This is a genomic window from Thermomicrobiales bacterium, assembly GCA_037045155.1.
Taxonomy (GTDB): domain Bacteria; phylum Chloroflexota; class Chloroflexia; order Thermomicrobiales; family CFX8; genus JAMLIA01.
The window spans coordinates 730878-757249 of sequence record JBAOIG010000005.1; the positions used below are offsets into that span (position 1 = coordinate 730878).

A 26372-nucleotide genomic window follows, 5' to 3' on the forward strand; every position below is an offset into this window, starting at 1 on the left:
AGTGGGTATCGGTCGTTGCCGCCGGCCTAACCCACCGCTGTTTTCACGAGCGCGACGATCTTCGCCTCTTCGTCGGCGGTCAGCTCCTTTAGCGCGAAGGAGGTCGGCCACATGGCGCCATCGTCCAGGTTCGCCGTGTCGCTGAAGCCGAACGTCGCATAGCGCGCATTGAACTTCGCCGCGCTCTGGAAGAAGCAGATGATTTTGCCGTCCAGGGCATATGCGGGCATCCCGTACCAGGTCCTCGGCGAGAGGATCGGCGCGGCGGCCATGATGATGATGTGAAGCCGCTCGGCCATGACACGATCGGGTTCCGGCATCTCGGCGATCTTCGCGAGAACGTCGCTCTCTCCCTCCCCCTTCTTCTTGCTCGCGCGCTCCTCCGCCTTGATCTCTCTGGCCCGCTCCTTCATCGCGGCTCGCTCTTCTGGGGTGAATGTCCCGCTCATCGACTCTCCATCCGTCAGATGTGACCGTCATCGCGGTCTTCGTTCGCATCGCCTGGCCCAATTCCGCCGCCCCCGGATATCGCTCGGCGAGGCACCGGCTGGCGCGTGGGCGTCAATCCTATGTCGAACGCTGAACGATGACGATGAACGCTTGCTGAGTTGCCGACCCTGCCTGCCCCACCAGCCGGACAGCGCTGCTGACGCCTCGACCGGTTATCCTGTCGGGATTGTAGTTCGACTGTCTGGTGAAGGGGCGTTATTTGTGAAGGTAGGCGTAATCCTCCCGATGGGGGCAGGCGATGGGGAGACAGACCCACGGCCGTATGCGGAGCTTCGCGACCTGGCGTTGCAGGCGGAGCATGATGGCTTCGATTCGGTCTGGGTCTACGATCACTTGCTCTATCGATTTCCCGACCGACCGCAGTTCGGCATCTGGGAGGGCTGGACGGTCTTCGCCGCGCTCTGCGAGGCGACGAGCCGAGTCGAGCTGGGCCAGCTGGTGATGTGTGCTGCCTGGCGCAATCCGGCGCTGCTGGCGAAGATGGCGATCACCGCCGATGAGGTCTCCGGCGGGCGGGTGATTCTCGGCCTTGGCGCCGGCTGGCACGAGCCGGAATTCGATGCCTTCGGCTATCCGTTTCGCCAGCTCGCCGGCCAGTTCGAGGAGTCGCTCTCGATTATCCGACCTCTGCTGCGAGACGGAGTCGCCGACGTCCGCGGCGAGTTCTTCGCCGCCAACGACGCCGCGATGATCCCGCGCGGTCCGCGGCCCGGTAGTCCGCCGATCCTGGTCGCCTCGCGGGGACCACGGATGCTACGCCTGACTGCCGAGCACGCCGATATGTGGAACGCGGCATGGTTCGGCGGAACCCGGCTGTTCGAGGAGCGGCAGGCCGAGATGATCGCCGCCTGCGAACAGGCCGGCCGCGACCCGATCACACTGGCGACAACAGTCGGCATCAACGTCGTCTTCCCGCATCTTGCCGAGGAGCAGGCCGAGGATCTCGATCCCGACAAGTTCCTGCAGGGCAGCTCCGGCGGGAGATCGCGGCTGGGCCTGAAGGCGTTCGCCGACCTCGGCGTCGCCCACGCGATCTGCAACCCTGACCCATCCAACGCCGCCACGTTCTCCGCGCTCGCCGAGGCGCTGGCGATCTACCGCAACCTCTAGAACATCTCCGCCCGACCCTCTTGCAAAGAGCGGTTGGGCGTTGTATTCTCTATTTATGAATAGTAACTCATGCGTTGATACTCAGTCTCAATATGTGCCATTCGGATCGATAGCACGTGTCTCACGTCCCGGCGGACCGTCGAAGCAGTCGATCCTCGCCACCCGTCAACCCTCTTCGACCTGTCATTCTGAGGCCGCAGCCGGAAAATCTCCTCTCGGCCGATCCCGCTCTTCATGGGGGCAGTGGACGTTCTTCCACGTCTCGAGCGTCTCCCATGGCTAGGCCGCGAAAGAGCGACCAGCTCCGGGAGCCCGTTGCGACTGATGAGCCACTCGTCGACCTCGCAGCGGTTCGCGCCGCCCGCGCGGCGCTCCCGGAGGCGAGGGTTCTGGCCGGGGCGAGTGAGCTGTTCGGCGCGCTCGCCGATCCGACCCGGCTGCGAATTGCCGCGGCGCTGGCGGCGCGCGAGCTGTGCGTCAGCGATCTCGCCGCAACCCTCGGGTTGAGCCAGTCCGCCGCGTCCCATCAGTTGCGCGTCCTGCGCGAGCGTGGCCTTGTGCGTGCCCGCCGCGACGGGCGATTGTCGTACTACGCACTGGATGATGAGCACGTCGCCGGCCTGTTTGGCCAGGCGCTTGACCATGTCCGTCACACGATGGAGGATCAGACATGACGGTTGCCCAACCCTCCGATGTCGCGCGGTTCACCCTCTCGAGCCTGCTCGATCCAGAGGTCGCCGACTGTGATTCCTGTCTCGGCCGGCTGACTGTCCGGCTGAGGGAGGTGAGCGGGGTTTCCTCCGCCGAGCTGGAATCCGGTGGGGCCGTCGCGCTGGCCTACGATCCGGCAGTAACGACGCCGCTGCTGCTGGAGGGCGCGGTCCGCGCCGAGGGCCAGGCGCTCGCGACGACGTTCACCCACGAAGTCTGGCCGATCGAAGGGATGGACTGCGCCGACTGCGCTCGCAATATCGAGCGTGGCGTCGTCCGCATGACTGGTGTCGCAAATGCCGCAGTGAACTTTGCCGGCGCCCGGCTGGCGGTCGAGTACGCCGCTGCCGAGACGAGCCGCGATGCGATCGCGCGGACGGTTTCGTCGATGGGCTATCGGCTGGCCGAGGAGGGCGCCGCGGCCACAGCGCCGCCGGAGGGCCTGCTGCGCCGCGTGCTGGCGGATCGCCAGGACCGGCTGGTGCTGCTCGGGACGGTGCTGGTGGTGGCCGGCCTTGCCCTCTCGCTGGTCGGCGCTCCCGAGCAGGCGTCGATCGCTGTCTGGGCTGTGGCGGCCGCGGTGGCTGGCTGGCCGGTGGCCCGCAAGGGTGTCGCGACCGTTCGCGCTACCCACCGGCTGGACATCAACATACTGATGACGATTGCCGTGATCGGCGCGGCCGTGCTCGGCCAGTGGCTGGAGGCCGCGACGGTCGTCGTCCTCTTCTCGCTCGGCGAGGCGCTCGAGCGAGCGACGATGGACCGCGCCCGCCACTCGATTCGCTCGCTGATGGCGTTGGCCCCGGCCGAGGCGATCGTCCGCCACGGTGATCACGAGCACCGCGTCCCGGCTAGCGAGGTCTCGCCCGGCGATATCGTCATTGTCCGGCCTGGCGAGCGTCTGCCGGTCGATGGCGTCGTTGTCGCTGGCGCGTCGGCCATCAATCAGGCGCCGGTCACCGGCGAGAGCATCCCGGTCGATGTCGCGTCGGGGACATCCGTCTTCGCCGGAACGATCAATGGCCAGGGCGTGCTGGATGTCCGCGCTACTCGCAAGTCCGGCGACTCGACCATTGCCCGGATCATCCGGATGGTCGAGGCGGCGCAGGCCCAGCGCGCCCCGTCGCAACGGTTCGTCGACACATTCGCGATGTATTACACCCCGGCAGTTATTGCTATCGCGGTCGCCGTCGCGCTGTTGCCGCCGCTTCTGGCTGGTGGCGACTGGGCCAGCTGGCTGTATCGCGCGCTCGTTCTCCTGGTGATTGCCTGCCCGTGCGCGCTTGTCATCTCGACCCCGGTTTCGATCGTTGCCGCGATCTCGGCTGCGGCGCGGGGTGGTGTTCTGATCAAGGGTGGCGCCCATCTGGAGGCGGCCGGCTCGCTTCGCGCGCTGGCGTTTGACAAGACCGGCACCCTCACCGTTGGCCGGCCGCGCGTCATCACGATCGAGCCATTCGATGGCCGTGCGCCGGACGAGCTCCTTGCCCTGGCCGCCGCCGTCGAGCGCTATTCGGAGCATCCCCTTGGGACGGCTATTGTCAACGCGGCCCACGATCGCGGGTTGCCGGCGAACGGTCACATCGTCACCGACGTCGCCGCCACCACTGGCCGTGGCATCTCGGCGATGGTCGATGGCCAGCCAGTCCGCATTGGCGCCCGCGAGCTGGTCTCCGACGACGTCGCTCCCGAGGTCGAGCGGCAACTGGCCGCGCTGGAGGAGGCCGGCCAGACAGCAGTGCTGGTCGAAGTCGATGGCGTCCTGGCCGGTATTCTCGGGCTGGCCGATGAGGTTCGCCCCGAGGCGCGCGACGCCATTGCGGCGATCGAGCGGGCCGGCATCCGCGAGACAGTGATGCTCACCGGCGACCGCCCGGCCGTCGCCTATGCGATCGCCAGTCAGGCTGGCGTTGACAACGTCCGGGCGAGCCTGCTGCCGGGTGATAAGGTCGCCGCCGTCGAGGAGCTGATCGAACGCCACGGCCGTGTCGGCATGGTCGGCGATGGCGTCAACGATGCCCCGGCGCTGGCTCGCGCGACGGTCGGCATCGCGATGGGCGCGGCCGGCACGGACACCGCGCTGGAAACCGCCGACATCGCTCTGATGGGTGACGACCTCGGCAAGCTCGCCTTCACCATCCGCCTCTCGCGCTCCGCGAAGCGGGTGATCGCCCAGAACATCAGCTTCTCGCTGGTGATCAAGGTTGTGTTCCTGCTGCTGGCGGTCGGCGGGGCGGCGACACTCTGGGAAGCAGTGTTCGCCGACGTCGGCGCGTCGCTGATTGTCACCCTCAACGGCATGCGCCTCCTGCGTATGCGCGACGTCTAGGCTCCCACGCGGCCGGCACATCGTCACGGCGTGCCGGCCGCGCCAACACCCCGCCAGCACGCCCCTCTTCCTGGCTGTGGTATCTCGGTTGACACGGAATTGGCGCGCTGTGTTGGCGCTCCATGTTGCGGTTGTCATCCCTTCGGCTCGATGATCGATACGACGGATCGCAGCACGGTCGGAGGGGAGCAGCCAGATGTCCGCCCAGGACGCGCGAGGTCACGAGCCGGTCAGCATCACTGTCCCGACATTCGATCCCTACGCGCCGGCCGAGATGGCCCGTCGCGTCGAGCTTGCCGGGGTTACCAAAGCCGGGCTGGATGTGCTCAGCCTGCTGACGCTGGCAGTGCTAGCCGGCGCGTTCATCGCGCTCGGCGCGCAACTGGCGACGGTCGTCGGGGTGGATTCGACGCTCGGCTTCGGCCCGACGCGTCTGCTGGTCGGAGTCGCCTTCTCGCTGGGCCTGATCCTGGTCGTCATCGCCGGGGCGGAGCTGTTCACTGGCAATACGTTGATCGTGATGGCCTGGCTGGGCCGGCAGGTCAGCGCGCGCAGGCTGCTGCGCAACTGGAGCCTCGCCTATCTCGGCAACTTCATCGGCGCGCTCGGCACTGTCGCGCTCGTCTATCTCGCCGGCCAGTGGGCGCTGGGTGGAAACAAGGTCGGCGCGGCGGCCCTCTCCACCGCTAATGCCAAAGTCCAGCTATCGTTTGGCGAGGCGATCGCCCGCGGCATCCTCTGCAACACGCTGGTCAACCTGGCTGTCTGGCTTTGCTTCAGCGCCCGCAGCAACGTCGACAAGGTCGTCGCGATCGTCCCCGCAATTGCCGGGTTCGTTGCGTCCGGCTTCGAGCACAGCGTCGCCAACATGTACTTTGTCCCGCTCGGTATCCTGCTGCGCGATCGTCCGGCTGTCGTCGAGGCGGCCGGCCTTCAACCAGACGCTCTCTCCAATCTGACCTGGAGCGGCTTCCTCTGGAACAACCTGCTCCCGGTCACGATCGGCAACATCATCGGAGGCGGCTTGCTCGTCGCGGCGGTCTACTGGCTCGTCTATCTGCGGCCGAAGGGGTGGGGGGGTGAGGGATGAGAGGCGGGGGATGAGAGGCGGGGGACGCACTGTCTGGCGGCTACACGGCCGGTGATGTGCCAGTTGCCCGGTTCACGTTGTCCCGCCGGTTATCCCCCGTCCCCCGTCCCTGATAATCCTACGATCCGACCGTCGCGGGTTCGCGGTAGGCGGAGGGCCGTCGGTTGGCCAGCGACGGGAGTTGGGCGCGGATCTTCCGCAGCGCGTCGAAGTCGAGGTCGGCGACGATGACCCCCTCGCCGTTCGGCGCGTCGGCGACGACCGTGCCCCACGGATCGATGATGACGCTGTGGCCGTAGCACTGCGCGTTTAGCTCGTGCGCGCCGAACTGCCCCGGCGCAAGCACCCAGGTCTGGTTCTCGATCGCCCGTGCCCGGAGCAGGACGTGCCAGTGATCCTTGCCGGTGAACATCGTGAACGCCGCCGGGACCAGCAGTACCTCCGCGCCGGCCAGCGCCAGTTGGCGATAGAGCTCCGGGAAGCGCAGGTCGTAGCAGATCGACAGCCCGACTGTGTGGCCATCGATATCGACCGTCACCACCTCGTCGCCCGGCAGGATCGTCGACGACTCGTTGGCCGTCACGTTGCCGGTCAGGTCGATGTCGAACAGGTGGATCTTCCGATAGGTCGCGATGATCTCGCCGCTCGGGTCGAAGACCACCGACGTGTTGTAGTACATCCCCGGCGTGTCGGAGCGTTCATGGATTGAGCCGCCGTGCAGCCAGATGCCGTGCTGGCGCGCCTTCGCCGCGAAGCGTTCGGTCGTCGGGCCAGGGATCGGCTCGGCGACCTCTTCGTGCTGCTCGCGCGGCCCGAGGAAGCTGACGTACTCCGGCAGGACGACGAGCCGCGCTCCTCGCGCCGCTGCCTCGTCGATCAGCTCCTCCGCCCGCCGCAGATTTGCCTCCTTGTCGGACTGGGTGTTCATCTGCGCCAACCCGACCCGCATCGTGTCGCTCATGTCGTTTCTGCCTCCTGGTTGCGCTGCTCGTCAGACTCGACCAGTGTAGCGGACTCGCATACCCTATGTGGGCGCGTATGCCGCCAGACCGGAATGGAGGAGCGAGCGATGATCGTTATCAACGAGCGCATCGAGCCGGACGTGCCGGCCGAGCTGCTGGATCGTCTGCGCGAGATCCCGCCAGCCACGATCGGCCACGTCCTGCATTTCGGCTTCATGGACCCGGCGCTGCGGCCGACCGGCCGGCGCGGGTTCATTGTCTGCGGGCCGGCGCTCACCGTCAGGGCAATGGCAATCGACAGCTCGGTCGTCCATAAGGCGATCGACATGGCCCGGCCGGGCGACGTGCTGGTTATCGACCGCAACGGCGACGAGAAGCACGCGTGCTGGGGCGAGATGACCTCGCTGGCTGCCCACGTCAAGGGGCTGGCCGCGACGGTCGTCGATGGTCCGCTCACCGATATCGTCGAGATCGAGGATCTTGGCTACCTCGTCTTCAGTCGCGGTGTCTCGCCAATCACAACACGCGGGCTGGCCCAGACCGGCGAGATCAACACCATCGTCCAGTGCGGTGGCGTCAGCGTCTCCCCCGGCGACATCATCCTGGCTGACGACAACGGCGTCCTCGTCATCAAGCCGGAGCAGATCGCGATGCTCGTCGAGCACTGCGAGCCGCTGGCCCGAGCCGAGCCAGAGAAGCGTCGTCGCCTGCGCGCGGGCGAGCCGCTGGTCGAAATCTCCGGCGCCAACCGCAAGATCGCCGCGACATTGGCGGCCCAACGCGGGCATTGATTGATAGAGGAAGGCAGCGAGGCACATGTACATGCTCGAGCATCCCTGGCCGGCGTTCGATGAGATCCGCGAGAAGACCGACCTGATCATCGTCCCGAGTGGCGCGGTCGAGGTGTATGGGACGCACCTGCCGGTCGGGACGGACACGATCGTCGCGACCCATATCGCGCGGCTGGTTGGCGAGCGGCTGGGCGCGCCGGTGCTGCCTGCGCTGCCGGTCGGCTTCTCTCGCTCGCTGGGCGACTTCCCCGGCACGCTCAGCATCTCGACGCCGACGCTGATAGCGTATCTGCGCGAGATGACCGAGAGCGTTGTCGACTGGGGCTTCCGCCGCTTCCTCTTCATCAATAGCCACCGTGGCAACATCGGCCCGGTCGGCGAGGTGGCGATGGCGTTGCAGGATGCCCACGGCGCCCGCTGCGCACAGGTGTTCTGGTGGGACTACGTCGCCGCGCTGGTGAAGGATGTCGTCGAGACCGGCGCGCAGGCCAACGGGCATGCCTCCGAGATCGGCACGTCGATCATGCTCCACATCGCGCCAGAGCTGGTTGTCCGCGACGAGATCCGCGACCAGACTCCGGCCGGCCCGCTGCCATACGCCGACATCACCCAGTACAAAGGCATGAAGGCGCGCTCCGAGACCGGCGTCGTCGGCAACCCGGCCGTCGCGACGGCGGAGAAGGGGGCCGAGATCGTCAGCCGGGGAGTCGAGCGGATCGTCGCGTTCGTCCGCGATGAGTTCGGAGGCTGACCGGCCGGCCGCGCCGCTGCGCTGTCTGGCACGCCAACCAGCCCGGCCAGATAGCCGGGCAAGGCTGGCGTGCCAGAGCGATGGTTACTCCTCGATAAGCCTGACGTTCGTCGCGCGGCTGCGATCGGGATGACGCGGATCCGGCTCGACGTCGAACTCGACGCGTTGCCCTTCGTGAAGGTCGCCGACGAATCCATCCTCCAGAGCCGATTGATGGAAGAAGACGTCCGAACCGCGACTTGGCGCGCCATCCGGCGTGATGAACCCGAACCCCTTGTCGGGCAAGATTGTCTTGATCGTTCCTTGTGGCATGTCGCCCTCCTGCGTGGCCGCCCGACAGCGAGCGGCGTGTCGTACCACTCCCCCGCGCAATCTCGTTGCCAACGAATCGGGACGGGGGGACGGGGAAGGTTTGGGGCGATCGGCGATCGGCGCGGAGCGGTGCAATAGCCTGACGGGCGCCTATAGCCCTGGCGTGCGCCTGCGGGCGCCGGACAGGCCGGGTCCTGTCCCTACGCAACCATCGACGTCCCCGTCCCTCGTCCCCCATCCCCCGTCCCCAACTTCTAACCCCGTTCAAATGTCCCCGCCCTATCGTGTTCCCAGTTGATGCGGGCGCGGGGCCCGCGATGGCAAATGATGGGGAGCATTACATGTCACAACGGATTGCCCTCTGGATGTCGGCCGCCCTGTCGGTCGCGTTCGCGCTGATCGTCAGCGCGGTGCTGGTCGGCCCGTCGATCACCACCGCTGACCCGGCCGATAGCCGCTACGCCGCGCAGCAGACCGATGCGATCAATCGCGGCGACTGGGCGCAACTGGACTGGTTCGGCCAGCCGGTCTCGTCCACACAGGCCGCGATGTGGCAGGCGGACGGCGCGAACGCCGACCTCGTGGCGGTGAGCTACGACGACCACGACGACAAGGACAAGCACGACGACGATCACGACAAGAAGGACAAGAAGGACAAGAAGGACAAGCGCGACAAGCACGATGACGATCACGACAAGAAGGACAAGCACGACGAGGAACACCATGACTAATACGACACCAGGTCGGGGACGACGGGTTCTGCTGGTCGATCCGGCCGCCCGGGCGACGCGCGGTCATTCGGAGGGGAGGCTGGGCCGGCTGCTGATTGTCGGCGCGTTGGCCAGCTTCCTCGGATTCTTCGGTCTCGCTGTCATCGCGTCGCCGCCGGACACCTCCAGCGCTGCCACCAGCCAGCCCGCCTACAGCCGCCCGGCAACGACGTTCTTCAGCAGCGACGACGACGACGACGACGACGGCGGCAGCCAGTCCTCGCGGGGCTCGGATGTGCGGACGAAGACCTCGTGAGCGCTGCGACGATCGCGACCCGCACAGTCGCGCGCCACGCCTTCCCGGCGATGGGATCGACGATCGAGCTGGCGCTGGCCGGCGAGGAAGACCGCGACCCGGCCAGCGCCTGGCAGCTGGCCGAGGAGCTGGCCGCCGAATGGGAGCGCACGTTCAGCCGCTTCCGACCCGATTCGGAGCTCTCGCGGCTCAACACGGCGGCCGGCCAGCCGGTCGCCGTCTCGCCGCGCTTCTACGATGCCGTTGCGGCGGCGCTGGAGGGCAGCCGGGCCAGCGGCGGGCTTTTTGACCCGACCATCCTGCCGGCTCTCGTCGCCCTCGGCTACGACCGCGACTTCCGCGAGCTTGACGTAACGCCGGAGTCACAGCCATCTGGCACATCGGTCGTTCCGAGTGGGTCGACGAGTGTGAACTCTCAGGTCGGTAGCCCCCCTGTGCCTTGTCATCCTGAGCGCGCACGCGAAGGATCTCTCCTGATGAATACAGTCAAACCCGGGAAGAGGTTCCCCGCTGAGGATCGGAATGGCACAGGGCGGAGAGGGCTGCCGATCCCGTGGGCTGGCATTGGCGCACGGCTGAATCGCCAGCGAGACATCCGATACGACACGACACCGTCCTCAGCATTGCCCTCGGATACCGACGACGCTCGCGTCCCCGCGCCAGGAGTGAGCGGGATCGTGCTCGATCCGACGGCGCGAACCGTCTGGCTGCCAGCCGGCGTCACGATCGACCTGGGCGGCATCGCCAAGGGTCTCTACGCCGATGCGCTGGCGGCGATGCTGGCCGATTGGCCGGGCGGCTGTGTCTCGGCCGGCGGCGATCTGCGCGTCTGGGGCGATGGGCCGACCGGCGACGGCTGGGTTGTCGGTGTCGAGCACCCCGGCGACCCTGAGCGCGACATCTCCCGCGTACGAATGCATGACGAGGCGGCAGCGACCTCCGGCACGAACCGCCGGTCGTGGCGGCGCGGGGACGCCGAGGCGCACCACTTGATCGACCCGCGAACTGGGACATCGGCCGACCGGTCACTGTGGTCGGTCACTGTGGTCGGACAGACTGCCGGCCTCGCCGAGGTCGCCGCAACGGCGCTCTTCCTGTCCGGCGGCGATCCTGCCGCGCTGGATGGGTTTGCCGGCCGCGTCGGCCCGGCCCTCATCGTCGAGCATGACGGGGCCGTCCGGACGATCGACCGAAGGGAGCATTGAGATGGCTTCACAACCACGAGTGACCGATGGCCGCGTCCCGCTCGCGCCGGTCGGGCTAATCGTCGTGTCGGCGGGAATCCTCGGCCTGGCGGCCGGCGCAGCGGCCGGCGGCACGTCGCTCAGCCCGCTGACCTGGTATCTCGCGCGCGCCTCGGGCCTGACGCTCTACCTGCTACTCTGGCTATCGGTCGTCTCCGGGCTGGCGATGACGACGAAGCTGCCGCGGGCGCTGGCCGGCGGGGGCCAGAGCTGGCTGATGCACCGGGTCACCAGCGAGCTGGCGATCGTCATGCTCGGCCTCCATATCCTCTCACTGGCATTCGACCCGACCGTGCCGCTCGGTATGCTTGGCGTGCTTGTGCCGTTCGCCAGCGATGTCCGCCAACCGTGGACCGACCTGGGGATCTTCGCGGCCTGGGGCCTGCTGGCGATTACCGGTAGCTTCGCCGTCCGTGGCCTGCTCGGCCGGCGTGGCTGGGCGCTGCTTCACCGGCTGACCTTCCCGCTCTGGGCCGTCGCGCTGGCCCACGCGATCGGCGCCGGGAGCGACAGCCGGCAGATCTGGGCGGCGGCGTTCTACGGGCTGACGACGGCGGCGGTCGTCTTTCTGACCAGCTACCGGCTGCTGCGGCTGGGCCAACGTGGGCAGGGGCCGGTCTCGATGCCGGGCCCGGTGCGCGACCGCGAACGGATGCGGGCGCAGGTCGAGCGCTACCGACAGGTCCACCAGAGCGCCCAGCGGCGCTAGCGGAGCGACGATGCGGATACTGGTTGTCGAGGACGAACAGCAGCTGGCCGGGATCATCGGTCAGGTGCTGGAACGCGAGCGCTACGATGTCGACCTGGCCTACGATGGCCTGACCGGCCTCGACCTGGCCCTCGGCGGCGGCTACGACGCGATCGTCCTCGACCGGATGCTGCCCGGCATCGACGGGCTGGCGGTCTGCCACCAGCTCCGCGAAGCCGGAGTCGGCACGCCGGTCCTGATCCTCAGCGCCCGTCGCGACATGCCCGAGCGCGTCGAGGGACTGGATGCCGGCGCCGACGACTATCTCGGCAAGCCGTTTGGCTTCGCCGAGCTGCTGGCCCGCGTCCGCGCGCTGACCCGCCGGGTCGAACGGCCAGTCCTGCCGCCCGTCCTGCGCGCCGGCAAGGTCGCGCTCGACCCGCGCACCCATCAGGTCTTCTCCGGCGACGAGCCAGTCGAGCTGAGCCCGCGTGAGTACGCGCTGCTCGAGCTGCTGCTGCGCAACACTGGCCACGTCCTCAGCCGCGACCAGATCCTCGAGCGCGTCTGGGGCTATGACGCCGAGCCGGAGCCGAACATCGTCGACCTCTACATCCACTACCTGCGCAAGAAGCTCAACACCCGCTCCCTCATCCACACCGTCCGCGGCGCCGGCTATACGATTCGGGGATGAGGGATGAGGGATGAGGGATGAGGGACGGGGGACGGGGGACGAGGGACGGGGGTTGAGGGACGTCGATGGCTGCGTAGGGACAGGCCTGGGCCTGTCCGGCGCCCGCAGGCGCACGCCAGGGATTCACGTCCACTTGGGATGAGGGACGTCGATGGCTGCGTAGGGACAGGACCCGGCCTGTCCGGCGCCCGCAGGCGCACGCCAGGGTTGCACGTCCACTTGGGATGAGGGACGTCGATGGTTGCGTAGGGACAGGACCGGGCCTGTCCGGCGCCCGCGGGCGCACGCCAGGGTTGCACGTCCATTTGGGATGAGGGACGCCGATGGCTGCGTAGGGACAGGACCCGGCCTGTCCGGCGCCCGCAGGCGCACGCCAGGGATTCACGTCCATTTGGGATGAGGTGCCATGAACCTGTACGGACATAGCGCACGAACACAGTGTCCGGGTCGTAATGGAGTGTTGGCCGGGGCCGAGGGCGACGCGAGGGTGGCCGACGTGGCCCAGAGGGCGCCCCTCGGCAGACAGGCCCGGTCCTGTCCGATACGCAGGTATCGACGTCCCCGTCCGCCGTCCCCCGTCCCTTCGTCCCATGTTTAGCCGTGTCGGGCGGCGTCTGGCGCTGCTGAATGCGTTGACCGTGATCGTCGTGATCGCGCTGGCCGGGACGGCGACGTTCGTGCTGATGCGACACAGCCTCGACGATGAGATCGACGGCGGGCTGAAGAGCCAGATTGAGGTGGTCCGCGATCACCCCGAGCGATGGGGGATTCCGAAGAAGGACGACGACGACAAGCACGCCCGCGAGGTCATCAGCTCTGGTGACACGCTCGTCTTTGTCGTCGACCGCAACGGGAAGATCGTCTCCAACCCCCGTGGCGTCGATCTCGCCGGCCTGCCGGTCGAGTCAGCCATCGAGAGCGCGCTCTCCGGCAGGAAGGACACCCGCGACGTGAGCGTAGACGGCGTACGTATGCGGGTAATGACGTACCCGCTGCGCGACGACGACGAGGTGACCGGCGCGGTCCAGGCGGCGCGCAGTCTTAGTGAGCACGAGGCCGAGCTGGCGCTCTTACGCTGGATGACGCTGGCCGGCGTCGGGCTCGGCGCGTTGGTCGCCGTCCCGGCCGGCCTGCTGCTGGCCCGCCGGGCGATGCGCCCGATCGACGCCGCGTTCCAGCGCCAACGCGCGTTCGTCGCCGACGCCTCCCACGAGCTGCGCACCCCGCTCACCCTCGTTCGCGCCAACGCCGAGCTCGCGCTGCTCGATCCCGACCGCCCGGTCGCTGAATCCGCCTCGGCGCTGGAGAGCATCCTCGTCGAGGTCGATCGCACCGACCGGCTGGTCGACGATCTGCTGCTGCTGGCGCGTACGGACGCAGGGCAGCTGGCGCTCGATCTCGCCCCGGCCGACCTGGGCGCGGTCGCCGCCGAGGCTGCCGAGAGCATGCGACCCCTCTTCGATACACGGGGCGTCGCGCTGCGCGTCGTCCACGAGCCGGCCCCGCCGCTGCCGATCGACCGCGAGCGCATCCTCCAGCTCGCTCGCATCCTCCTCGATAACGCGCTGTCCCACACCCCGTCCGGCGGCGACGTCGAGCTGCGCGCCGGCCCGTCCGGCCGTGGCGCGACATTCACCATCCGCGACACCGGCGCTGGCATCGCCCCCGAGCACCTGCCGCGTGTCTTCGACCGCTTCTACCGCGCCGACCCGTCGCGCACCCGCGCCTCCGGCGGCGTCGGCCTCGGCCTCTCGATCGCCCGCGCCATCGCCGAAGCCCACGGCGGCCACATCTCCATCACCAGCACCCCCGGCCAGGGAACGAGCGTTACCGTCGGGATGAGGGATGAGGGATGAGGGATGAGGGATGAGGGATGAGGGATGAGGGACGGGGGACGGGGGATGGGGGACGCCGATATCTGCGTAGGGACAGGCCTGGGCCTGTCCGGCGCCCGCAGGCGCACGCCCATTCGGGACGAGGGACGGGGGACGAGGACGCCGATACCTGCGTAGGGACAGGCCTGGGCCTGTCCGGCGCCCGCAGGCGCACGCCCACTCGGGACGAGGGACGAGGGACGAGGACGCCGATATCTGCGTAGGGACAGGCCCGGGCCTGTCCACCGATGATCCTCCGGCCCATGTCCCCGGCCCTCCCCGCGCGGATCGTGGATTCGCTGAGCCGGACACAATTGCGCTCCAACGCAACCGCTTTGCTCTTCCCATCTCCCGTCGTCCCCGGGGGAGGAACAGGGGAAGGGGTTGCTCCACCTCGATTGTCGCGCCAGCAACTGGCGTCGATCGGCCAGCCACCCGCCGATTTGGCGTAGCGGGAACGATCCTGCTATGGTTTCGGCCGGCCTGGAGTTCGATTGCGACGCGGGGCAGTCTCTGACGTGTCTGGCGAGGAGCAATCGAATCGACAGAGATAGGCGTGAAGGGCGTTCCGACCGGATCGGCTAACGATCCCGAGAAATCACGTATTGCGTTCTCTGTTGCCGCGTGCTACGATGCACGCAGACTAGACCAGAAAGCACGTTCGGCATGGCGCTAACGCCAGGTTGACGGGCAGAAACAATCGAATATGGACGCGATGACACGCCGACCCTGAACCGGGCACCTTGGGTGGCGAAGAGCGAGTGGTGCGACCGGCCATGACGATCCATGGCCGGTCGTTTCTGTTTCTAGCGCCGAGTAATCGGCTACGTTGATCGGTCGGCCGCCCCGGTGGGCGGCGGGGACAATCGAATATGGACGCGATGACACGCCGACCCTGAACCGGGCACCTTGGGTGGCGAAGAGCGAGTGGTGCGACCGGCCATGACGATTCCATGGCCGGTCGTTTGTTTTCCCCCGGGGGCCGGGGATCTCGCATCGGTCGGGGATGGCCCGGCTGGATGCGGGGCGTGAGGCAGACGAGGGGTCTGTCTCCGGATTTACGCGGCGGGGAACACCGGCCTGGGGGCCGGCCACGCCAGGGTCAGGGAGTGGCGCCATGGAACGCGCGGGGCCAGGAGGTCCACCGGCCGGAATCGTTATCGCCTGGGGGCAGAGCCTCCGGGCGTTCGTCGCGTCCGGGCCAGCAACAACATCGGGTTCGATCGTCGTCTGGGCAGCCGGCGGGGGCCGGGGAGGGAACCATCATGAGTCGTAGTCGCAACGCATTCCTGATCCGGCTCGTCACCGCTGTGACGCTGCTCGTCTCGCTCCTCGGCCCGCTGGTGACAGCGCCGCAGGTCGCGCAGGCGGCGGGCACCGCGGGCACGCTGACGATCAAGAAGGTCACGAATCCGAACCCGGATCCGTTCGACCAGAGCTTCACTTTTTCAGTGTCGAGATCTGGCGAAACGATCCCCAACTTCAACCTGAAGAACGGGGACTCAAAGTCCATCGACATGAACGCCTCTAACAACAGTACATCGGATCGAGAGTATGTCGTCACCGAGACGTCCGCCACCGGCTGGTCGGTGAGCAGTATCGTGTGCTCGCCGAGCTCGCCGGGTAACAACTGGGCCGTCAGCACGAGCGTGAGCAACCGGACGGCGACGATCACCCCGCCAAAAAGTAACAGTCCCACGAAGAAGGACATCACCTGTACGTTCACTAACACGACGACCTATGCCGGCAAGGTGACGATCAACAAGGTCACCGATCCGTCGCCGGACGCGACCAACCAGGGCTTCAGCTTCAACGCAGCGAAGAACGGCGTCGCGGTCAGCGGCAGCCCGTTCAGCCTGAAGAACGCTGAGTCTCAGTCGTTCGTGGTCGACAACTCGGGCAGCAATCAGTCTGCACGAACCCACGTCGTCACCGAATCTCCGACCGCTGGCTGGACGCTGAGCAACATCGCCTGCGGCACCCAGCCGACTGGCTGGACCGTCACCCCTGACAAGGCCAACCGCAAGGTGACGATCGTTCCGCCGAGCGGCACGACAACGTTCCAGAACATCAACTGTACGTTCACCAATAAGCAGGATGGCCCGCCAGCGGAGCCAAGCCTGAGCCCGCTGACGGTGACCCAGGAGCTGCCGCCGGGTGGCTCGGTCGACGTCACCAAGCTCGTGACGACGCCGAGCGGCCCGCCGGCCAAGCTCGACGTTCTCTTCCTCGTCGACACGACCGGCAGCATGCAGCCGTCGATCGACAACGTGAAGACGAACGCCGCCAACATCATGAACACGGTCCGCGCCCAGGTGCCGGACTCGCAGTTCGCCGTCGCTGGCTACCGCGACGACTACGACACCCAGAGCCCACCGAACAACTACTTCTTCGCCGTCCTCCAGTCGATGACGTCGAACATCACCACTGCCCAGAGCGGCATCAACCTGCTGGCGGCGCGCCAGAATGGGTGTGATACCCCCGAGGGCTGGATCAACGCGCTCTGGCAGGTCGCCTCGCGGAACGGCTCCAACGTCGCCAATCTCGACGTGAAGTTCCGGACCGATTCGGACGTCACCCGCGTCGTCGTCCTGATCGGCGACTCTTCCGGCTGGGATCCCTCGCCGCGCACAAAGGGACCGGTTGCCGTCGGCAATTGTGGTAACGGCAACGGCATTCCAACCCAGGGCCAGCCTGGGCAGCTCACCTACTGGGGCGGCCAGCACACCGAGGCGCAGGACATCGCTGCCCTCCAGGCGGCCGGCATCAAGGTCATGTCGCTCAACGTGACCAACCCGGCGAATGCGAACGGCCTCGATTCTGATGGAATCAGCAACAATCCGAATCCGGGCCAGGCGACGCGGATCTCCGACGCGACTGGCGGCGAGTACCTCGGGACGGCTAACTACGATGTCGTCGCCGACGCGATCATCGACGCTCTGACCAACCTGCCGGTCGCGGTCAAGCTGGTGGTTGACACCGCCAACTGCCAGGCGCCGCCGTTGAGCATCACCTTCAGCCCGGCATCGAAGAACGTCCAGCCGGGCGAGTCGGCCAGCTTCACCGAGACCGTTGCCGTCGCCAACGACACCGCGCCGGGCACCTACACCTGCCGGGTCTACGCGACGGTCGACGGCAATCCGCTGAAGGACAAAAACGGCAACATCATCTACGAGACGATCACGATCAACGTCACGGCAGGCAAGATCATCGTCAAGAAGGTGACCCAGCCGAGCGGCAGCACGCAGAGCTTCAGCTTCACCTCCAACTTCGCCGGCAACTTCAACCTGAAGGACGGCCAGAGCAAGGACAGTGGCTGGATCAAGGCGGGCACGTACAACGTGTCCGAGAACACCCCTCTCCCGGCCGGCTGGACGATGACCAGCGCGACCTGCGACGACGGCAGCCAGCCGAGCAGCATCGCGCTGACCAGTGGCAAGACGGTGACCTGCACGTTCACCAACTCGCAGCAGGGGAAGATCATCGTCAAGAAGGTCACCAACCCGGCCAGTGGTGAGTCGTTCACGTTCCAGCCGAGCTGGGGCTCGAACTTCACGCTGACGAACGGTCAGTCCAACGACAGCGGCCCACTGACGGCCGGCGTCTACTCGGTCAGCGAGCTCGGGAAGGACGGCTGGAGCAACACCGGCGCGACCTGCGATGGCACTGGTAACACGCCGGGCAACATCAACCTGGGCGGCGGCCAGACGGTTACCTGCACCTTCACCAACACCCAGCTGAAGAACCTCACCGTCGAGAAGACCGCCACCGGCACGTTCGACCGCGCCTATCAGTGGAAGATCGCCAAGTCGATCGACGAGTCCAGCTCGACCGTGACGATCAGCCCGGGCGGGCCGGCAACGTTCAACTACAACGTTCAGGTCGACCAGACCGGCTTCACCGATAGCAACTGGAAGATCGCCGGCAAGATCACGGTTAAGAACCTGAACGGAATCGCGATTACCGGCGTCACCGTAACCGACAGCTTCGAGGGCACGACCTGCACGGTGACTGGTGGCACGGGCGTCACCGTCCCGGCCAACGGCCAGGTGGTGCTCGACTACACCTGCGCGCTGAGCACGCCGCCGGACTACACCGGCAAGAAGAACACCGCGACCGCGTCGTGGAACGCCATCTTCAATCTGCCGAGCACCTCGGCGACCGGCCAGGTGGGCGTGACCTTCAACCCCGACAAGAAGACCAACGCAACGGTCACGGTCAAGGACAACAAGGTCAACCAGGGCTCAGTGACGCTCGGCACGCTGAACGCGACCGACGGCCCGACGTGGGCCAAAGGCCTGTATGAGTACCCGCTGACCTTCCAGGGCGTCAACGGCACGTGCACCGACTACAAGAACAGCGCGTGGCTCGACAGCACCGACTGGCAGGCCGGCAAGACGGTCACCGTCTGCGTCGACGCCGGCGCGACGGTCACGAAGTCGGCCAGCCCGTCCTACACGAAGACCTACGGCTGGTCGATCACCAAGGACGTCGACAAGACCAGCGCCAACATCGCTCCGGGCGGCGACGCCTCGTTCGATTACACCGTCAAGGTGACGAACGACGGCGGCACGAACAGCGCCTGGAAGGTGACCGGCACGATCGACGTCACCAACAACAACCAGTACGCCGCCATGACGAACGTCGTCGTGACCGACGACATCCTCGGCGACACCAAGGACAGCTGCACCGTCGCCGCGGGCGCGACGACGATCGCGGCGGGCGCAACCGAGCACTACACCTACACCTGCACCTGGTCCGGCGCGCCGGCCGCGACGAGCCAGACCAACCGCGCGACTGTCACCTGGGCCACCGGCAAGTCGGCGACATACGACAAGATCGTGGCCTGGAGTGATTCGACGGTGACGGAAGTCGACAAGTCGGTCACCGTCAGCGACTCGCTGCACGGCGATCTCGGCTCGGCCACGGCTGGCGTCGGCGAGAACCCGACCGTGTACAAGTACGACCTGTCGCACGCGGGCGTCACTGGCGCTTGCACCGACTACAACAACACGGCGACCTACACGGCCACCGATAGCTCGACGGTCACCGGCTCGGCCAGCAAGGACGTCTCGGTCTGCGTCGGCGCGAACCTGACCGCCAGCAAGACGGCCAGTGGCTCCTACGACCGCACGTACCTCTGGAAGATCGAGAAGACGGCGACGAACGACCGCATCGAGAACGCGACCGGCTCGGCTGAGTTCGAGTACAAGGTCACCGTGACCCAGACCGGCGTCACCGATGCGGGCTACAGCGTCAAGGGCCAGATCACGATCAACAACCCGAACACCTGGCAGACCGTGACGGTCAACGTCAGCGACGCGATCGGGGCCGGCTGGTCCTGCACGATCACTGGCGGCGGCACGGGCATCGTCGTCCCGAAGGCGACGGATTCCACGCATCCCGGCACGAAGGTGCTCGACTACACCTGCGCGTGGACTGGCACGGGCAGCCCGACGACGACCGGCCTCGTCAACACGGCCACCATCAGCTGGGACAAGGACGCCGCCCACACGACGAGCAACTCCGTCACTGCGACGGCAAGCATCACCTTCGGCGGCAGCGGCGCGACGAACAAGACCGTCACCGTGACGGACCCGCTGGCCAACCCGACAACGCTCGGCACGGTCACGGGCAACGACAGCTCGCCGTATGCGACGAAGACGTTCACCTACAAGCACACGTTCAGCGGCGACCCGGCCGGCTGCACGACGCATGACAACACGGCGACGATCACCGAGACCAAGCAGTCCGCCACGGAGACCGTGACGCACTGCGTCGGCGCGGACCTGACGGTCACCAAGAGCGCCAGCGGCTCGTTCGACCGCGAGTACCTCTGGAGCATCAGCAAGACGTCCAACAAGGACAGCCAGAACGTTCCGGCCGGCACGAACGCCACGTTCGACTACAGCGTGACGGCGACGCAGACCGGGATCAAGGACAGCAACTGGAAGGTCACCGGCAAGATCAGCGTTCACAACCCGAACTGGCAGACCGTGACGGTGGCCAGCGTGACCGATTCGATCGGCGCGGGCTGGAGCTGCACGGTGACTGGTGGGACGAACGTGGCAGTTGGCGCAGGCCAGACGGTCATGCTCGACTACACCTGCGCGTGGACCGGCACGGGATCCCCGTCGTACGAAGGCAAGAACACGGCGACGGCGACCTGGGACAAGGCGAAGTACTCGACGCCGACTGGGACGGCCAGCGGGGACGCGACGTTCGGGATGAGCCAGTCTGGTTCGAAGAACAAGACGGTTGATGTCTTCGACAACAAGGTGAACCTGAACCCGGCTGTGAAACTGGGAAGCGTCACCGGCAAGGACTCGGAGCCGTGGGCGAGCCAGACGTTCACCTACTCGCTGGGCCTGGCGGGTGTGAGTGGAGTCTGCACGGACTACACGAACACGGCGACGCTGAAGTCGGGTGATGACGCGCTGGGCACGGCGAGCAAGAAGGTGACTGTCTGCGGCATCGCGTCGCTCGGCATCACCAAGACGGCCAACCCGGCGCTGACTCGCACCTACGCGTGGGGCATCCAGAAGTCGTCCGACGTGAGCAGCCAGACGATCCCGCTGGGCGGCACGGCGACGTTCAACTACACAGTGAGCGTCACCCACGACACCGGCACGGACAGCCTCTGGAAGGTCAGCGGCACGATCACCGTTACCAACCCGAACGATCAGGTGGTGACGGGCGTCAGTGTCAGCGACAAGATCCTCAGTGAGCCGAACGCGACCTGCACCGTCACCGGCGGCAGCACGACGATCGCGGCCGGCGGCAGCGCGACATTCAATTACGAGTGCGACTACAAGGGAACGGCGCCGGCAGCTAGCGCGCAGACCAACCAGGCAACGGTGACCTGGACGTCGCTCGGCGCGGGGACGACCTCGGCCAGCGTCGACCTGCCGTTCAACTGGACCAACCCGGGCGTGACCCGCGTCAACGACGAAGTTAATGTGACCGACACGCAGGTCACCGGCTCGCTGGGCACGGTCAAGTACACCGACGCCAGCCCGAAGGAATTCAAGTACGAGAAGAAGTTCACGCCAGAGGCGGCCGGCTGCTCGACCTTCGACAACACGGCGACCTACACGGCCAAGGACAACTCCAAGGTCACCGGCTCGGCGAACAAGAGCGTCCAGGTCTGCACCGGCGTCGACCTGACGGTCTCCAAGACGGCGAATCCGGCCTACCACCGGACAGTCACCTGGGGCATCACCAAGAACGTCGAAGCGTCGAGTGTCACGATCGCCGCGGGCGGCACGGTTACCTCGAACTACACGGTCGATGTGACGAAGACCGTCGTCCAGAGCGCCTGGGTGGTGACTGGCACGATCACCGTGACCAACCCGAACGGCTGGGCGATCGCTGCCACCATCGGTGACGCGATCGACCACAGCGGCGTCTGCTCGATCACGAGCCCGGGCGGCGGCAGTGTGAACGTTCCGGCGTCGGGCACGGCGAGCGTGACCTACGAGTGCACGTTCACCAGCAACCCCGGCAAGGGCACGAACACCGCGACGGCGACCTGGAACAAGGACACCGCCCACACCCCGACCGGCACGGCGTCCGGCACGGCGGCCTACGACTTCGCCAAGGCCGCGACGACGACGACCGGCCTGGACACGATCACGGTAAGTGACCCGCTAGCCAGCCCGACGACGAAGACGTTCTCGGCCACCGGGGACTGGAAGTACTCGGTCGATCGCGCGGGCGTCGCTGGCGCCTGCACGACCTACGACAACACGGCGACGATCACCGAGACCGAGCAGACTGACAGCGCGAGCGTCCAGATCTGCGTCGGCGCGGACCTGACGGTCACCAAGAGCGCGAGCGGCTCGTTCGACCGCGAGTACCTCTGGAGCATCAGCAAGACGTCCAACAAGGACAGCCAGAACGTTCCGGCCGGCACGAACGCGACGTTCAACTACAGCGTGACGGCGACGCAGACCGGCATCAAGGACAGCAACTGGAAGGTCAGCGGCACGATCAGCGTTCACAACCCGAACTGGCAGTCCGTGACGGTGGCCAGCGTGACCGATTCGATCGGCGCGGGCTGGAGCTGCACGGTGACTGGTGGGACGAACGTGGCAGTTGGCGCCGGCCAGACGGTCATGCTCGACTACACCTGCGCGTGGACCGGCACGGGATCCCCGTCGTACGAGGGCAAGAACACGGCGACGGCGACCTGGGACAAGGCGAAGTACTCGACGCCGACTGGGACGGCCAGTGGGGACGCGACGTTCGGGATGAGCCAGTCTGGTTCGAAGAACAAGACGGTTGATGTCTACGACAACAAGGTGAGCCTGACGACGCCAGTCAAGCTCGGTACGCTGACGGGGACCAACGGCGAGCCGTGGGCGAGCGAGACGTTCACCTACTCGCTGGGCCTGGCGGGTGTGAGCGGGGTCTGCACGGACTACACGAACACAGCGACGCTGAAGTCGGGTGATGACGCGCTGGGCAGCGCCGGCAAGACGGTGACTGTCTGCGGCGCGGCCGACCTGACAGTCTCCAAGAGCGCCAGCGGCTCGTTCGACCGCGAGTACCTCTGGGATATCAGCAAGACGTCCAACAAGGACAGCCAGAACGTTCCGGCCGGCACGAACGCCACGTTCGACTACAGCGTGACGGCGACGCAGACCGGCATCAAGGACAGCAACTGGAAGGTCACTGGCAAGATCACGGTCAGCAACCCGAACGACTGGCAGGCGATCGTCGCCAACGTGACGGATGCTGTCGACAACGGCGGCGCCTGCACGATGTCGATCGGTGGGACGCCGACCAACGGCCAGAACATCGAGATCCCGAAGAGCGGCTCGGTCGTCATCGACTACAGCTGCACCTACGCCAGCGCCCCGGCGTCGTACAGCGGCACGAACACCGCGACGGCGACGTGGAACCAGCAGACCTACGGCACAGCGACTGGTTCGGCGAACGGCACTGCGAAGTTCACGCTGACGCAGGTCGGTTCGAAGAACAAGACGGTTGATGTCTACGACAACAAGGTGAGCCTGACGACGCCAGTCAAGCTCGGTACGCTGACGGGGACCAACGGCGAGCCATGGGCGAGCGACACGTTCACCTACTCGCTGGACCTGGCGGGTGTGAGTGGGGTCTGCACGGACTACACGAACACGGCGACGCTGAAGGTTGGCGAGACGACGGTGGACAGCGCCGGCAAGACGGTGACTGTCTGCGGCGCGGCCGACCTGACGGTCTCCAAGACGGCCAACACGGCGTTCGTCCGCACCTACAGCTGGACGATCGACAAGAGCGTCGATCCGACCTCGGTGGGCCAGTTCGCCGGCGATTCGACTGACCTGAACTACACCGTCGGCGTTAAGAAGAACACTGTCGACAGTGCCTGGGTCGTCTCGGGTCAGATCACTGTCAGCAACCCGAACCAGTTCCAGGCAGTTACCGTCACCGTGACGGATGCTGTGAACAACGGCGGCGTCTGCTCCGTCCCGGGCGGCACGAACGTGACCGTTCCGGCGGCGACGTCGGCCGGCCCCGGCACGAAGACGCTGGCCTACACCTGCACCTACGCCAGCGCGCCGAACCCATCGAGCGGCATGAACACCGCGACGGCGACGTGGGACAAGGAACTGGCCCACACGCCGACTGGCTCGGCCAGCGGCACAGCGGCAGCCGACTTCGGCAAGGCGACGATCACGGAGAACGGGGACAAGTCGGTGAACGTCACCGACAGCAACGGCGAGACGTGGGGCCCGGTCTCCGACAGCACAACCTGGAAGTACAAGGATGCGGCTGTCTGCTTCGAATGACCCGGCCTCCTACAAGGATGGCCACTACTCGGCCACGTTGCAGAACACGGCGACCATCGATCAGACGGGCACGAGTGCCAACACCTCGGTGACGGTGGACTGCTACGCGCCGGTCGTCAGCGGCCAGGGCACGGCGGACTACACACGGGCCTGGAACTGGAACATCACCAAGACCGCGGACCAGACGACGATGACCCTGCCGTTCTGGCAGCCAGGCACGATCAACTACACGGTCAATGTCACGGCGACGCCGAACGACAGCGACCTGACGGTCAATGGCACGCTGACGATCAAGAACCCGAACCCGACCAAGCCGATGACGGCGACGATCGCGGGGAATGTCAACGGCGTTGCAGCGACGTTCAGCCCGACCGCCAGCTGCACGATCTCCGGTGGGCAGGTGACGATCCCGGCTGATGGCACGGCGACGTGCAACTACACCGCGGCGCTGGGCAGCAGCTTCCCGCCGGCCGGAGGATCGGCAACGGCAGCGGCGACGGTGACAGTCGGCGGGGTGGCGTTCGGCGCATCGACGACGGTTGCCATCGGTGACCCGTCGACGATCACCGACGAGACGATCAACGTGACCGACACGCTGGCCGGCCCGCTGGGCACAGTCAGCGCCGCCGGGGCGTCGAGCGCCGGCAACACCAAGACGTGGAAGTATCCGATCACCGTCGGGCCGTTCCCGTCCAACACCAACAAGGTGATCGACAACACCGCGACCTACACGACGACTGACACCGGCAAGACCGGGGACGCCAAGTGGTCGGTGACGGTGAAGGTGATCCGCCAGGCAGTCTGCGACTGCACGCAGAACTCGAGCTACTGGGTGAACATGGCCGACAAGGGCGGCCGGCGTGGCTACGACGCGACCTGGGATCTGGTTGGGCCACGGGGCGCGGACACCACGTTCTTCAAGAGCCCATATAGCTTCCGAATGGTTCTGATGCTGGTGCCGCGTGGCAACGATGCGGCCTACTACAACCTGGCTCAGCAGTATGTTGTGGCCGACCTGAACCTGCTGCACGGCGCGTCGGCGCCACAGGAAGTGGTCGATGCGATGTACGGGGCGAAGGCAATCTTCGACACCTACACGCCGGCCCAGGTCGCTGCGATGAACAGCACGCAGAAGGCACAGCTCGCAAGCTGGACCAACACACTCTCCCGCTTCAACACGGGAGCCATCGGTCCGGGGCGCTGCCGGTAGCGCCGTAGGCCGAACCGGGGGGTGGGAGACCTCACCCCCCAACCCCCCTCTCCTGCGGGAGAGGGGGGCTTTTTCGTTCTAGCGCATGGCCTGGGGGAGGCGATCGACTTCGCTGGCGGTCGTGTAGAGGTGGATGGCGGCGCGGATGCGGCCGGAGCTGCCGGAGACGGCGATGCCCTGGGCGGCGAGACGGGCGGCGGTGGCGGCGCAGTCGGGGTCGGCCCAGGCGACGATGCCGGCCCGCCGGGCGGGATCCGCTGGGGTCATCAGCGGCAGACCGAGCGCGTCGAGCTGCTCGCGCAGGCGGCCGCCGAGCGTGAGGACGTGGCGCTCGATCTGCGCGACGCCGATCTTGTTCAACAGCCGCACCCCCTCGTTCAGCGTGTAGATGCCCAGCATATTCGGGCCGCCCATCTCAAAGCGGCTGGCGTCCGGCTTCAGGTCGTAGGGGAAATGCAGGTCGTCGACGACGCTGTACCAGCCGATCCCGACCGGCTCGGCGTCCGGCTGGCGCTCGCGGTTCCAGAAGAAGACGCCGACGCCGTGCGGCCCAAGTAGCCACTTGCAGGTCGTCGCGACCACGAAGTCGCAGGCGCGCGCCGGGACGGGCACGACGCCCAGCGACTGGGTGGCATCCACCGCGACGATTGTCCGCGGGTTGCGCTCGCGGATCAGCGCGGCGGCGCGCTCCAGGTCGATCCGCGTGCCGGTCCGGTAGGAGACGTGCGAGAGGAAGACCAGCCGGGTGCGGTCATCGACCAGCGCGGCAATCTCCTCCGGCCGGATATCCCACTCCTCGTGCGGGACGCGGCGGATCTCGATGCCGTCGCGCTCGCGGCGCAGGGCCGGCAGGATCACCGACGGAAACTCCAGCGCATCGACCGGCACGACGGCGTTATCGCCGGGCTGCCAGTCCACCAGCGCGTAGACAGCGTTGACGCCCTCCGACGAGCTGCCGAGCAGCCCGATCTCGTCCGGCTGTGCGCCCATCAGCGCCGCCAGCCCGGCCCGGCACTCGCGCTCGACCGCCTCCTGGGCGGCGCGGCCGGGCGTTCCGGCGGCCTTGTCCGCGAAGTAGCGCGCGGTCGCGTCCAGCACGCTGGCCGGGGCCAGACCCTCGCCGGCCGTCAGCAGATAGGCTCGCTCGTCCCCGCCGATGAATCGATCCTTCGTCACCAGCGCCGTCCCGTCACCCATGATGCCCCCTTCAAAGCTGCCTTCAGATCGTCGTGTCATTCTCCGGGCCACGCTGCCGGTTGACAACAGCCGACCGAGG

Annotated in this window: 19 protein-coding genes and 2 riboswitches; of the genes, 15 read left to right on the top strand and 4 right to left on the bottom strand. The window is 66.9% G+C overall.

The window, feature by feature from the left end:
• Positions 1-26: 26 nt before the first annotated feature.
• Positions 27-449, bottom strand: a complete 423-nt coding sequence (locus V9F06_13540; protein MEI2618630.1) for a DUF1801 domain-containing protein — start codon at positions 447-449, stop codon at positions 27-29.
• Positions 450-711: 262 nt separating this feature from the next.
• Here V9F06_13540 and V9F06_13545 point away from each other — a divergent pair, with 262 nt between their 5' ends.
• The 4 genes from V9F06_13545 (at position 712) to V9F06_13560 (ending at position 5750) form a co-directional block, all read left to right on the top strand.
• Positions 712-1620 (top strand): LLM class flavin-dependent oxidoreductase, encoded by a 909-nt coding sequence (locus V9F06_13545; protein MEI2618631.1) that lies wholly within the window; start codon positions 712-714, stop codon positions 1618-1620.
• Between the two features lie 275 nt (positions 1621-1895).
• Entirely contained in the window at positions 1896-2294 is a 399-nt protein-coding gene (locus tag V9F06_13550; protein ID MEI2618632.1) for a metalloregulator ArsR/SmtB family transcription factor, read from the top strand.
• A complete protein-coding gene (locus V9F06_13555; protein MEI2618633.1) occupies positions 2291-4660 on the top strand; it encodes a heavy metal translocating P-type ATPase in 2370 nt (789 codons plus the stop codon). Before V9F06_13550 ends, V9F06_13555 begins: the two co-directional genes overlap by 4 nt.
• Before the next feature lie 196 nt (positions 4661-4856).
• Entirely contained in the window at positions 4857-5750 is an 894-nt protein-coding gene (locus tag V9F06_13560) for a formate/nitrite transporter family protein (protein MEI2618634.1), read from the top strand.
• 118 nt (positions 5751-5868) lie between these two features.
• Here the strand turns inward: V9F06_13560 and V9F06_13565 are convergent, their stop codons facing one another.
• Positions 5869-6711, bottom strand: a complete 843-nt coding sequence (locus tag V9F06_13565) for a carbon-nitrogen hydrolase family protein (protein MEI2618635.1) — start codon at positions 6709-6711, stop codon at positions 5869-5871.
• A 108-nt stretch (positions 6712-6819) separates the two neighbouring features.
• Here V9F06_13565 and V9F06_13570 point away from each other — a divergent pair, with 108 nt between their 5' ends.
• Positions 6820-7503 carry an RraA family protein gene (locus tag V9F06_13570; GenBank protein MEI2618636.1) on the top strand — a complete coding sequence of 228 codons (684 nt, stop codon included), beginning with the start codon at positions 6820-6822 and terminating at the stop codon, positions 7501-7503.
• Positions 7504-7534: 31 nt separating this feature from the next.
• Complete coding sequence (locus tag V9F06_13575; GenBank protein MEI2618637.1) at positions 7535-8254, top strand: creatininase family protein; 720 nt, start codon at positions 7535-7537, stop codon at positions 8252-8254.
• Positions 8255-8338: 84 nt separating this feature from the next.
• Here the strand turns inward: V9F06_13575 and V9F06_13580 are convergent, their stop codons facing one another.
• Positions 8339-8566 (bottom strand): cold shock domain-containing protein, encoded by a 228-nt coding sequence (locus V9F06_13580; GenBank protein MEI2618638.1) that lies wholly within the window; start codon positions 8564-8566, stop codon positions 8339-8341.
• Positions 8567-8931: 365 nt separating this feature from the next.
• Here V9F06_13580 and V9F06_13585 point away from each other — a divergent pair, with 365 nt between their 5' ends.
• From V9F06_13585 to V9F06_13625, 9 genes are all read left to right on the top strand, one after another.
• The gene (locus V9F06_13585; GenBank protein ID MEI2618639.1) at positions 8932-9297 is read left to right on the top strand and encodes a hypothetical protein; all 366 of its coding nucleotides are present in this window, start codon (positions 8932-8934) and stop codon (positions 9295-9297) included.
• Positions 9290-9592 carry a hypothetical protein gene (locus tag V9F06_13590; protein MEI2618640.1) on the top strand — a complete coding sequence of 101 codons (303 nt, stop codon included), beginning with the start codon at positions 9290-9292 and terminating at the stop codon, positions 9590-9592. Before V9F06_13585 ends, V9F06_13590 begins: the two co-directional genes overlap by 8 nt.
• Positions 9589-10797, top strand: coding sequence for an FAD:protein FMN transferase (locus V9F06_13595; protein MEI2618641.1), 1209 nt, complete (start codon positions 9589-9591; stop codon positions 10795-10797). Before V9F06_13590 ends, V9F06_13595 begins: the two co-directional genes overlap by 4 nt.
• Before the next feature lies 1 nt (position 10798).
• Positions 10799-11545: a hypothetical protein gene (locus V9F06_13600; protein ID MEI2618642.1), complete on the top strand. Its 747-nt coding sequence runs from the start codon at positions 10799-10801 to the stop codon at positions 11543-11545.
• A 10-nt stretch (positions 11546-11555) separates the two neighbouring features.
• Positions 11556-12218, top strand: a complete 663-nt coding sequence (locus V9F06_13605; GenBank protein MEI2618643.1) for a response regulator transcription factor — start codon at positions 11556-11558, stop codon at positions 12216-12218.
• 590 nt (positions 12219-12808) lie between these two features.
• Positions 12809-14074 carry an ATP-binding protein gene (locus V9F06_13610; GenBank protein ID MEI2618644.1) on the top strand — a complete coding sequence of 422 codons (1266 nt, stop codon included), beginning with the start codon at positions 12809-12811 and terminating at the stop codon, positions 14072-14074.
• Between the two features lie 717 nt (positions 14075-14791).
• Positions 14792-14876: riboswitch (cyclic di-GMP riboswitch) on the top strand.
• An 81-nt stretch (positions 14877-14957) separates the two neighbouring features.
• A riboswitch (cyclic di-GMP riboswitch) is annotated at positions 14958-15042 on the top strand.
• A gap of 167 nt (positions 15043-15209) precedes the next feature.
• Positions 15210-15368: a hypothetical protein gene (locus V9F06_13615; GenBank protein ID MEI2618645.1), complete on the top strand. Its 159-nt coding sequence runs from the start codon at positions 15210-15212 to the stop codon at positions 15366-15368.
• Positions 15358-23886 (top strand): hypothetical protein, encoded by an 8529-nt coding sequence (locus V9F06_13620; protein MEI2618646.1) that lies wholly within the window; start codon positions 15358-15360, stop codon positions 23884-23886. Before V9F06_13615 ends, V9F06_13620 begins: the two co-directional genes overlap by 11 nt.
• Complete coding sequence (locus V9F06_13625; protein ID MEI2618647.1) at positions 23864-25096, top strand: hypothetical protein; 1233 nt, start codon at positions 23864-23866, stop codon at positions 25094-25096. Before V9F06_13620 ends, V9F06_13625 begins: the two co-directional genes overlap by 23 nt.
• 78 nt (positions 25097-25174) lie before the next feature.
• Here the strand turns inward: V9F06_13625 and V9F06_13630 are convergent, their stop codons facing one another.
• Positions 25175-26293 (bottom strand): aminotransferase class V-fold PLP-dependent enzyme, encoded by a 1119-nt coding sequence (locus V9F06_13630; GenBank protein ID MEI2618648.1) that lies wholly within the window; start codon positions 26291-26293, stop codon positions 25175-25177.
• Positions 26294-26372: the final 79 nt, after the last annotated feature.

Excerpts from the sequence above, each read along its gene's own strand:
- V9F06_13540 (MEI2618630.1), bottom strand. The coding sequence starts at position 449 with ATGAGCGGGACATTCACCCCAGAAGAGCGAGCCGCGATGAAGGAGCGG.
- V9F06_13550 (MEI2618632.1), top strand. The coding sequence starts at position 1,896 with ATGGCTAGGCCGCGAAAGAGCGACCAGCTCCGGGAGCCCGTTGCGACT.
- V9F06_13555 (MEI2618633.1), top strand. The coding sequence starts at position 2,291 with ATGACGGTTGCCCAACCCTCCGATGTCGCGCGGTTCACCCTCTCGAGC.
- V9F06_13560 (MEI2618634.1), top strand. The coding sequence starts at position 4,857 with ATGTCCGCCCAGGACGCGCGAGGTCACGAGCCGGTCAGCATCACTGTC.
- V9F06_13565 (MEI2618635.1), bottom strand. The coding sequence starts at position 6,711 with ATGAGCGACACGATGCGGGTCGGGTTGGCGCAGATGAACACCCAGTCC.
- V9F06_13570 (MEI2618636.1), top strand. The coding sequence starts at position 6,820 with ATGATCGTTATCAACGAGCGCATCGAGCCGGACGTGCCGGCCGAGCTG.
- V9F06_13575 (MEI2618637.1), top strand. The coding sequence starts at position 7,535 with ATGCTCGAGCATCCCTGGCCGGCGTTCGATGAGATCCGCGAGAAGACC.
- V9F06_13580 (MEI2618638.1), bottom strand. The coding sequence starts at position 8,566 with ATGCCACAAGGAACGATCAAGACAATCTTGCCCGACAAGGGGTTCGGG.
- V9F06_13585 (MEI2618639.1), top strand. The coding sequence starts at position 8,932 with ATGTCGGCCGCCCTGTCGGTCGCGTTCGCGCTGATCGTCAGCGCGGTG.
- V9F06_13590 (MEI2618640.1), top strand. The coding sequence starts at position 9,290 with ATGACTAATACGACACCAGGTCGGGGACGACGGGTTCTGCTGGTCGAT.
- V9F06_13600 (MEI2618642.1), top strand. The coding sequence starts at position 10,799 with ATGGCTTCACAACCACGAGTGACCGATGGCCGCGTCCCGCTCGCGCCG.
- V9F06_13605 (MEI2618643.1), top strand. The coding sequence starts at position 11,556 with ATGCGGATACTGGTTGTCGAGGACGAACAGCAGCTGGCCGGGATCATC.
- V9F06_13610 (MEI2618644.1), top strand. The coding sequence starts at position 12,809 with ATGTTTAGCCGTGTCGGGCGGCGTCTGGCGCTGCTGAATGCGTTGACC.
- V9F06_13615 (MEI2618645.1), top strand. The coding sequence starts at position 15,210 with ATGGAACGCGCGGGGCCAGGAGGTCCACCGGCCGGAATCGTTATCGCC.
- V9F06_13620 (MEI2618646.1), top strand. The coding sequence starts at position 15,358 with ATGAGTCGTAGTCGCAACGCATTCCTGATCCGGCTCGTCACCGCTGTG.
- V9F06_13625 (MEI2618647.1), top strand. The coding sequence starts at position 23,864 with ATGCGGCTGTCTGCTTCGAATGACCCGGCCTCCTACAAGGATGGCCAC.
- V9F06_13630 (MEI2618648.1), bottom strand. The coding sequence starts at position 26,293 with ATGGGTGACGGGACGGCGCTGGTGACGAAGGATCGATTCATCGGCGGG.